Annotated in this window: 8 protein-coding genes; 3 read left to right on the top strand and 5 right to left on the bottom strand. The window is 68.9% G+C overall.

Features of this window, described 5'->3' with window-relative positions; genetic code table 11:
- On the bottom strand, nucleotides 1-986 hold a 986-nt coding region (locus JHC79_RS10595; RefSeq protein ID WP_296390423.1), incomplete at its 3' end, for an NADH:flavin oxidoreductase/NADH oxidase family protein.
- Nucleotides 987-1,062: 76 nt separating this feature from the next.
- Between JHC79_RS10595 and JHC79_RS10590 the strand changes: the two genes are divergently transcribed.
- Nucleotides 1,063-1,851, top strand: a complete 789-nt coding sequence (locus JHC79_RS10590) for a crotonase/enoyl-CoA hydratase family protein (RefSeq protein WP_296390422.1) — start codon at nucleotides 1,063-1,065, stop codon at nucleotides 1,849-1,851.
- Nucleotides 1,852-1,857: 6 nt separating this feature from the next.
- On the opposite strand, the gene cysC is transcribed toward JHC79_RS10590, so the two are convergent.
- The 3 genes from cysC to JHC79_RS10575 are packed head-to-tail and all read right to left on the bottom strand — an operon-like array spanning nucleotide 1,858 to nucleotide 5,473.
- The gene (cysC, locus tag JHC79_RS10585) at nucleotides 1,858-3,744 is read right to left on the bottom strand and encodes an adenylyl-sulfate kinase (protein ID WP_296390420.1); all 1,887 of its coding nucleotides are present in this window, start codon (nucleotides 3,742-3,744) and stop codon (nucleotides 1,858-1,860) included.
- Nucleotides 3,744-4,673 carry a sulfate adenylyltransferase subunit CysD gene (gene cysD, locus JHC79_RS10580; protein ID WP_296390418.1) on the bottom strand — a complete coding sequence of 310 codons (930 nt, stop codon included), beginning with the start codon at nucleotides 4,671-4,673 and terminating at the stop codon, nucleotides 3,744-3,746. Before cysD ends, cysC begins: the two co-directional genes overlap by 1 nt.
- On the bottom strand, nucleotides 4,670-5,473 hold the full coding sequence (locus JHC79_RS10575; protein ID WP_296390417.1) for a Stf0 family sulfotransferase: 804 nt from the start codon (nucleotides 5,471-5,473) through the stop codon (nucleotides 4,670-4,672). Before JHC79_RS10575 ends, cysD begins: the two co-directional genes overlap by 4 nt.
- 87 nt (nucleotides 5,474-5,560) lie before the next feature.
- Between JHC79_RS10575 and JHC79_RS10570 the strand changes: the two genes are divergently transcribed.
- Both JHC79_RS10570 and JHC79_RS10565 read left to right on the top strand, forming a co-directional pair.
- Complete coding sequence (locus JHC79_RS10570; protein ID WP_296390415.1) at nucleotides 5,561-5,779, top strand: hypothetical protein; 219 nt, start codon at nucleotides 5,561-5,563, stop codon at nucleotides 5,777-5,779.
- On the top strand, nucleotides 5,776-6,909 hold the full coding sequence (locus tag JHC79_RS10565) for an LLM class flavin-dependent oxidoreductase (protein WP_296390413.1): 1,134 nt from the start codon (nucleotides 5,776-5,778) through the stop codon (nucleotides 6,907-6,909). Before JHC79_RS10570 ends, JHC79_RS10565 begins: the two co-directional genes overlap by 4 nt.
- Nucleotides 6,910-6,970: 61 nt before the next feature.
- On the opposite strand, the gene JHC79_RS10560 is transcribed toward JHC79_RS10565, so the two are convergent.
- A partial coding sequence (locus tag JHC79_RS10560) for an MFS transporter (protein ID WP_296390411.1) occupies nucleotides 6,971-7,647 on the bottom strand: 677 nt, incomplete at its 5' end.

Genomic DNA, 7,647 nt, shown 5'->3' with positions numbered 1-7,647 from the left:
GAACCCACGGCCGCACTCATCGCGGTGACGGTGCGGAAACCGCCGGTCACCGCGAGAGGGACGTCGGCGGCGGCGCTGCGCACGGTGTGGGCGTAAGAGAGGAAGTACGCCTCGCGTCGACGGGTGCTCTCGGAGGTCACCGCGCCGCTGCGTCCCATCATGGCCGGGGATTCGTAACTGCCGCCGCTGATCTCGATGAGGTCGACCTTCTCACCCACCAGATGCTCGATGACCGAGCGTGATTCGACCTCGTCGAACCCGCCCTTCTGGAAGTCGGCGGAGTTGAGCTTGATCCCCACCGCGAACCCGGGGGACACCGTCGCACGGATGGCTCGGACGACCTCGAGGACGAACCGCATTCGTGCGTCGGCGCTACCACCCCACCGGTCGGTGCGCTGATTGGCCAACGGAGACAGGAACTGCGAGACAAGGTATCCGTGGGCGCCGTGGACCTGCACCCCGTTGAAGCCGGCGTTCTCGGCGACCGCCGCGGCCTCGGCGAACCTGTCGATGATGTCGCGGATCTCGGCGTCGGTGAGCGCGCGCGGCGCGGGGATGCCGGGGATGTTCACCGCGATCGCCGACGGCGCCACCGGCCGGGACCGGGTCGCCAGCGGATTGGCCTGTCGACCGGGGTGATTGAGCTGCATCCAGATCGGGGATCCGCCGTCCTGGGTGGTCTTGGCCCACCGGGTCAGACCGTCGAGGTGACGGTCATCCTCGATGACGACGTTGCCGGGCTCGCCCAGGTGTAACCGATCCACCATCACGTTGCCGGTGATGACCAGCCCGTAACCGCCTGCTCCCCACTGCGAGTACAGCCGCTCCAGTCGGATGTCGGGGCCGTGTTCCGATGTGGCCAAGCCCTCGCTGAGCGCCGCCTTCATCACCCGGTTGGGCAACACCTGACCGCATCGCAGTGTCAGTGGGTCACCGAGCGTCGCCGCGGTGTGCGCACGGCTCTCAGTGGTCGTTTCTCCGGGCATCGTCGGCCGTCCGTCGTGGTGGATACTGTGGTTCTATGCATGATGCCATAACAAATACCGAAGCGACAGGAATCCCATGATCGACACCTCGTCCGACGACACGATCACGACCGAACGCGATGGTCACGTCCTGCTCATCGGGTTGAACCGACCCGAGAAGCGCAACGCGTTCGACCTCGCGATGCTCGCCGAACTCTCCCGCGCCTACGCCCTTCTCGAATCCGACCCCGACCTGCGATGCGGAGTGCTGTTCGCGCATGGCGCCCACTTCACCGCGGGCCTCGACCTGGTCGATGTCGGTCCGGCGATCTCCTCCGGTGCGGCCACCTACCCGTCGGACGGCCGCGATCCGTGGCGTCTGGACGGAGACTGGACCACACCCATCGTCGCGGCGGCCCAGGGACGGGTGCTGACACTCGGGATCGAACTCCTGCTCGCCGCGGACATCCGCGTCGTGACGCCGGATGCGCGCTTCAGTCAGCTCGAGGTCCGGCGCGGGATCTACCCGTTCGGCGGTGCCACCCTGCGGTTCCCGCGCGAGACCGGGTGGGGCAACGCGATGCGGTGGATGCTCACCGGCGACGAGTTCGACGGCACCGAAGCCCATCGGATCGGACTCGCTCAGGAGCTGTCGGAGAACCCGATCGACCGCGCCCGCGAGATCGCCCACACCATTGCCGACAAGGCCGCGCCCCTCGGTGTCGGAGCGGTGCTGACCGGTGCCCACCGGGCACGGCGCGAGGGTGACGACGCGGCGATCGCGCAGCTTCAGCCCGAGGTCGCCCGCCTGTTCGGCACCGCGGACGGCGCCGAGGGTGTGCAGTCGTTCATCGAGCGCCGCGACGCCGACTTCACCGGCCGCTGAGCGGACTCAGCGGCCCCCGTCGGTCCCGTGGGCGTCGAGCACCGCGAGCACCTGTCGGACGAGATCGTCGATGTCGGCGCCGGTCGTGTCGATCGCGAGGTCCGGGTTGCGCGGCGACTCGTACGGCGCGTCGATCCCGGTGAGTCCCTTCAGTTCGCCGGCGCGGGCGCGGGCGTAGAGGCCCTTCGGGTCGCGTCGCTCGCATTCGGCCAGTGGTGTGGTCACGGCGACCTCGATGAACGGCAACCCCGCGGCGTCGTTGAGTGCCCGTGCGATCTCGCGATCGGATTCCAACGGCGACACCAACGAGGCGATCGCCACCACGCCTGCATCGGCGAGCAGACGGGTGAGGTGCCCGACGCGCCGGATGTTCTCTGCGCGATCACCCGGGGTGAAGCCCAGGTCGTCGGACAACCCGTGACGCACGTTGTCGCCGTCGAGAAGATAGGCGGTGCGGCCCGACTCGACGAGGGCGCGCTCGAGGGCGACCGCCACGGTGGACTTGCCCGATGCGGGGAGTCCGGTGAGCCAGACGGTGGCACCGGACTGGCCGATCTTCGACCAGCGGTGCGCCCGGTTGAGCGCCGACGGGTGCCATTTCACGTCGTTGCGGGTCTGGGCACCCGGCTTGACCTCTCGTGCCGTGGTGATCGTCCCGGCGCCGACGGTGTCGTTGGACGTCTCGTCGATGAGGATGAACGCGCCCGCGTCGCGGTTGCCGGCATATGGATCGGCGACGACCACCGAACTCGTGCGCAGCGTCACCACGCCGATGTCGTTGAGCGACAGCTCGACCGGTGAGTCCTGCTCGTCGAGGGTCTCCGGATCCAGCCGCGACGACAGCGCCTGCACGGTCGCACGCACCGTCGTCGCGGTGTGCTTGAGGGCGAGCCGGTCACCGGCACGCAGAGGGGTGTCGCCGAACCAGCAGACGGTGGCCTCGAGTTCGCGCGCCAGCACCGGCGCGTGCGCGTCGTCGGCGCCACTGACGAGCACATCGCCGCGGCCCACGTCGATGTCGTCGGCGAGCGACACCGCCACCGACAGCGGGGCCACCGCGACATCGCGCCCGTCGTCGAGGGTGTCGAGTGCGGTGACCGTGCTGCGTGAGCCCGAGGGCAGGGCGATCACCGGGTCGCCGACGCGCAGCGTGCCCGCCGACAACCGCCCGGTGTAGCGGCGACGCTCCTCGGCCACCGGCCGCGACACCCACTGCACCGGCAACCGCAGCTCGGTCGCCACCGGGTTCGGGGCGGCCAGCTCGATCGACTCGAGGTGCTCGAGCAGGGTGGGGCCGGTGTACCACGGGGTGTTCGCCGAGCGGTGCACGACGTTGTCGCCGGCCTTGGCCGCCAACGGGATCACGGTCAGTTCGTCGGCGCCGAGACGGTCGGCCAGCGCGCGCAGCTCGGTCTCCAGCTCGGAGAAACGCGCCTCGTCGAAATCGATCAGGTCGATCTTGTTGACGGCAGCGACGAGGTGGCGGACGTTGAGCAGGGTCGCGATGCGGGCATGTCGGCGGGTCTGGCGCAGCACGCCGGCGCTCGCGTCGACCAGCAGGATCGCGACGTGCGCGGTCGACGCACCGGTGAACATGTTGCGGGTGTAGCGCTCGTGTCCGGGGGTGTCGGCGAGGATGTAGTTGCGGTGCTCGGTGGAGAAGAAGCGGTAGGCGACATCGATGGTGATGCCCTGCTCCTGCTCGGCGCGCAGACCGTCGGACAGCGCCGCGAGGTCGGGGACGCCGTCTTTGATCACCGCCTCGAGGTGGTCGAGCGGCAGGCTGTCGGTGTCGTACATCAACCGCCCGATCAGCGTCGACTTGCCGTCGTCCACCGAGCCGGCGGTGGCGAGTCGCAGGAGCTGTCGCGTCGGGGTCGTGGAAGTGCTCATCAGAAGTATCCCTCGCGCTTGCGGTCTTCCATCGCGGCCACCGAGGTCCGGTCATCGGCTCGCGTCTCGCCTCGTTCGGACACCGTCGCCGCGGAGATCTCGCCGATCACCCCGGCGATGTCGGTGGCGTGCGACCGAACGGCCCCGGTGATCGTCAGATCGCCCACGGTCCGATACCGCACCCATTCGGTCGCGGCGCTCTCCGAGTCTGCGGGGCTGGTGAACTCCGATGTCGCCAGCAGGATCCCGTCGCGCTCGAACACCTCACGCTCGTGAGCGAAGTAGATCGACGGCAGTTCCAGGCGCTCCTGCTCGATGTAGCGCCAGATGTCGAGCTCGGTCCAGTTGCTCAGCGGGAAGACCCGCACCTGCTCGCCGCGTCGGATACGGCCGTTGTACAGCGACCACGGCTCCGGGCGTTGGGCGCGCGGATCCCACTGACCGAATTCGTCGCGGAAACTCAGGACGCGTTCCTTCGCGCGGGCCCGTTCCTCGTCGCGCCGCGCGCCGCCGAACGCGGCGTCGTAGCGGCCGGCCTCGAGCGCGTCGAGCAGTGTCCGCGTCTGCAGGCGATTGCGGGATGCGTTGGGCCCGCCGATCTCTTGTGCGCGACCGGAGTCGATGGACTCCTGCACCGAGGCGACCACGAGGGTGTGTCCGGCCTCGGCCAGCCGTCGATCACGGAAGTCGATGACCTCCGGAAAATTGTGGCCGGTGTCGACGTGCAGTACCGGAAAGGGGAGTGGGGACGGCCGAAAAGCCTTCTCGGCGAGGCGGAGCAGGACTATCGAGTCCTTGCCCGCGGAGAACAGCAGGACCGGCCGCTCCAGTTCGGCGACGACCTCGCGGATGATGTGGACCGATTCGGCCTCCAGCGCCCGCAGTTCGTCGACATGGGTGGTGTCGCCCACCGCGCTGTCGATCGTCATACCGTCACTCCTTCTCGTGCCGCGTCGCGGCGGTATCGGTCGATCCAGTCGATCGAGCGTGCGTTGCCCTGCCGGGTCAGCACCGGCGGAGGGGCCAGTGCGGGGTCGAGTCCCAGTGCGCTGAGCACGCGTCCGACCTCGCCGGTGGTGTCCTCGGCGAGGTGCCGGTAGTCGATCTCGATGGGTTCGACACCGGCGCTGTCGAACCAGGCGCGCCAGCTGCGCTCCTGTTCGGAGAGAATCGCATGCAGGTGGGCGATGCCACCCGCGTGGTACTGCGCGCGTTCGTCGATGTCGGCGGGCGCGGCGCCGCGCCACACCCGGGTCTGCACCGCGCGCCACATCGACACGGCCTGCGCAGCGATGTCGGTGCGGTAGACGTGCACGTAGACGACGTCGGGGCCGAGCAGGTCGTCGATGGCGCTGCGCAGGTCGTCACCGGATCGGTTGTGCAGACCGGCCGCGTTCGCCAGCAGCAGCGGGGTCTGGTTCCACATCAGCTTGCCGCCCCAGACGCCGTTCGGTGTGGATCCCTCGCGTCGGATGCGCTCGGCCCACTCGCCGGCGGTCTCGGTCTGGGGCGTACCCGGATCGAGCGGGTCGAGCAGGGAGAGGATGGACTCGTCGGTCACATCGGCGAACCACTCCCGTGGCTGCGGGGCCAGGCCGGAGTGCGGCAGATACTGGAAGAACTCCTGAGGCTCGCCGGCGACCCCGGTTGCGCGCAGGGATTCCACGAGCAGCGTGCTCCCGCTGCGCTGGGTCGCCACCACGAGGTAGGCGCGCACTGTGGCCGTCATGCGGTGATAGTAACTAGACTGCATTCATGCTGTGCACCAGTGCCTTTCGCTCAGGCTGAGCGAATGTCTTGCCATCGGGGTCCGGTGGTGAGAATCAGCGTGAACGCAACTATCGATTTTTCGCTCGTCGCGATGCTCACTGGAACAGTGAACACTCCCTTGTGGTTCTCCGCCTTGCGGCCCGCTGATCTGATGTCGGCTGCGGCTGCGCTCAACCCGGATGCGTCGCCTGTGTGGTTCGCCGCGCAGGCATTCCGTGTCGACACCGATCCGAGCCGTTCACAGCCTGAGGAGTTCCGTCAATGAGTCCGATACCGCTCTCCGTACTCGATCTGTCGCCCGTCACCGCCGGGTCCGACGCGGCAACCGCACTGCGCCGATCGGTCGAGCTGGCCCAGCGCAGCGAAGCGCTCGGCTACCGGCGCTTCTGGCTGGCCGAGCACCACTTCGCCGCGGTCGCGAGCTCGTCGACGGTCACTCTCATCGGTCTGGTCGCCGCGGCCACGTCGTCGATCCGAGTCGGTTCGGCCGCGGTGCAGCTGGGCCACCACACCCCGGTCTCGGTGGTCGAGGCCTTCGGGACCATCGACGCCCTGTACCAGGGTCGTCTCGATCTGGGTCTGGGCCGGTCGGCACAGAAACGCAAGGAGGTGACGTCGTCGGGTCCGAAGCCGCCCCGACCGGACCCCACCCCCGAGCACGAGGTCGACGGGCTGCTGATCCCGAAACCGTTCTCGCTCGAGGGACTGCTCGGCTCACCGAAGCTCGCCGCGAGCTCGACCGCGCTGCAGATCGAGGGGGCGCAACCGCCGGACTTCACCGAGGCGGTCGACGACATCCTCGCGTTGCTCGACGGGACCTACAGTGCCGACGGGGTCCCGCTCTCGGCGGTTCCGGGCGAGCACGCCGACGTCGAGGTCTGGATCTTCGGCAGCAGCAAGGGCCAGTCCGCGCAGGTCGCCGGTGCTCGAGGCCTGCCGTTCGTCGCGAACTACCACGTGAGTCCTGCGACCACCCTCGAGGCCGTCGAGGCCTATCGCGACGCGTTCGTACCGTCCCGTGATCTGAGTGAGCCCTACGTGGTGGTCTCGGCGGATGTGGTCGCGGCCGACGACGACGCCACCGCGCAGGAGTTGGCCTCGACATTCGGACACTGGGTCTGTGGGATCCGCTCGGGTGAGGGTGCCCCGCCGTACCCGGACCCCGCGTCCACCCCGGCACTGACCGACGCCGAACGGGCCGTGGTCGACGACCGGATCCGTACCCAGTTCGTGGGTGCGCCGTCGTCGGTGGCCGACAGGCTGGAGACCCTCGCGCGGGTGACGGGCGCCGACGAGCTCGTGATCACCAGCGTCACACATGATTTCGAGGCGCGGATGCGTTCGCACGAACTCCTCGCGCGCGAGTGGGGTCTGGTCGCCGCACAGCCGGTCTGATCCGACGACAACGCCGGGCTCACCTCGAACGAGGCGAACCCGGCGTTCTCGTCGGTGCGTGTCAGCGTCGGCGGTTCAGCAGCGACACCGCGATGAGCGCGACCACACTCGTGCCCGTTATCACCACCGCGACCCGCCCCACCGCATCGCCGGCGGCGGCGACGGTCGGACTGCCGTAGACCCCGGCCGCAACCGCGGCACCCAGGGCCCCACCAAAATTGTGGAACGTCCAGGACGCGCCGACGGCGAAACCGGCCTGTGACTTCTCGACCGACGACAGCGCGGCGACCGTGGCCGGGCCGAGGGTCAGTCCCCATGCCAGTCCGAACAACACCAGACCGACCAACACCGCGGCGAGCCATCCCCCGAATGCGCCGACGGCGATCGCGACACCCGCGGCGACGAAGAAGCCGAACCCGCCGATCAGCGGGCGGTGCGGTCCTGCTCGGTCGACGAGTTTGCCGACCTGCGGCGAGGTCAACGCCATGGTCGCACTGACCAGGAGCAGCAACAGTCCCGAGGTGCGCAGGCTGAAATCCTCACTGCGGGTGAGGTAGAGCGGCAGGACGAGCAGGGCTGACGCGTAGAACACGGCCAGGAAGAAGTCCGAGACTATCGCCGCCGAGAAGTTGCGGTGGGTGAACAGACTCAGCTGCAGGAGGGGACTGCTCGCACGACGCTCCACCACGACGGTGAGCGCGAGGCCACCGAGGAACACCACCGCAGAGGCCAGGACGG

This window comes from Williamsia sp. (assembly GCF_016462415.1).
In the GTDB taxonomy this organism is placed as follows: domain Bacteria; phylum Actinomycetota; class Actinomycetes; order Mycobacteriales; family Mycobacteriaceae; genus Williamsia_A.
Note: the sequence above shows the minus strand (reverse complement) of the source record. Positions and strands in the feature narration are given on the sequence as shown.

What these genes read in the sequence shown, in the direction of transcription:
- JHC79_RS10590 (WP_296390422.1), top strand. Translation starts at nt 1,063, where the DNA reads ATGATCGACACCTCGTCCGACGACACGATCACGACCGAACGCGATGGT.
- cysC (WP_296390420.1), bottom strand. Translation starts at nt 3,744, where the DNA reads ATGAGCACTTCCACGACCCCGACGCGACAGCTCCTGCGACTCGCCACC.
- cysD (WP_296390418.1), bottom strand. Translation starts at nt 4,673, where the DNA reads ATGACGATCGACAGCGCGGTGGGCGACACCACCCATGTCGACGAACTG.
- JHC79_RS10575 (WP_296390417.1), bottom strand. Translation starts at nt 5,473, where the DNA reads ATGACGGCCACAGTGCGCGCCTACCTCGTGGTGGCGACCCAGCGCAGC.
- JHC79_RS10565 (WP_296390413.1), top strand. Translation starts at nt 5,776, where the DNA reads ATGAGTCCGATACCGCTCTCCGTACTCGATCTGTCGCCCGTCACCGCC.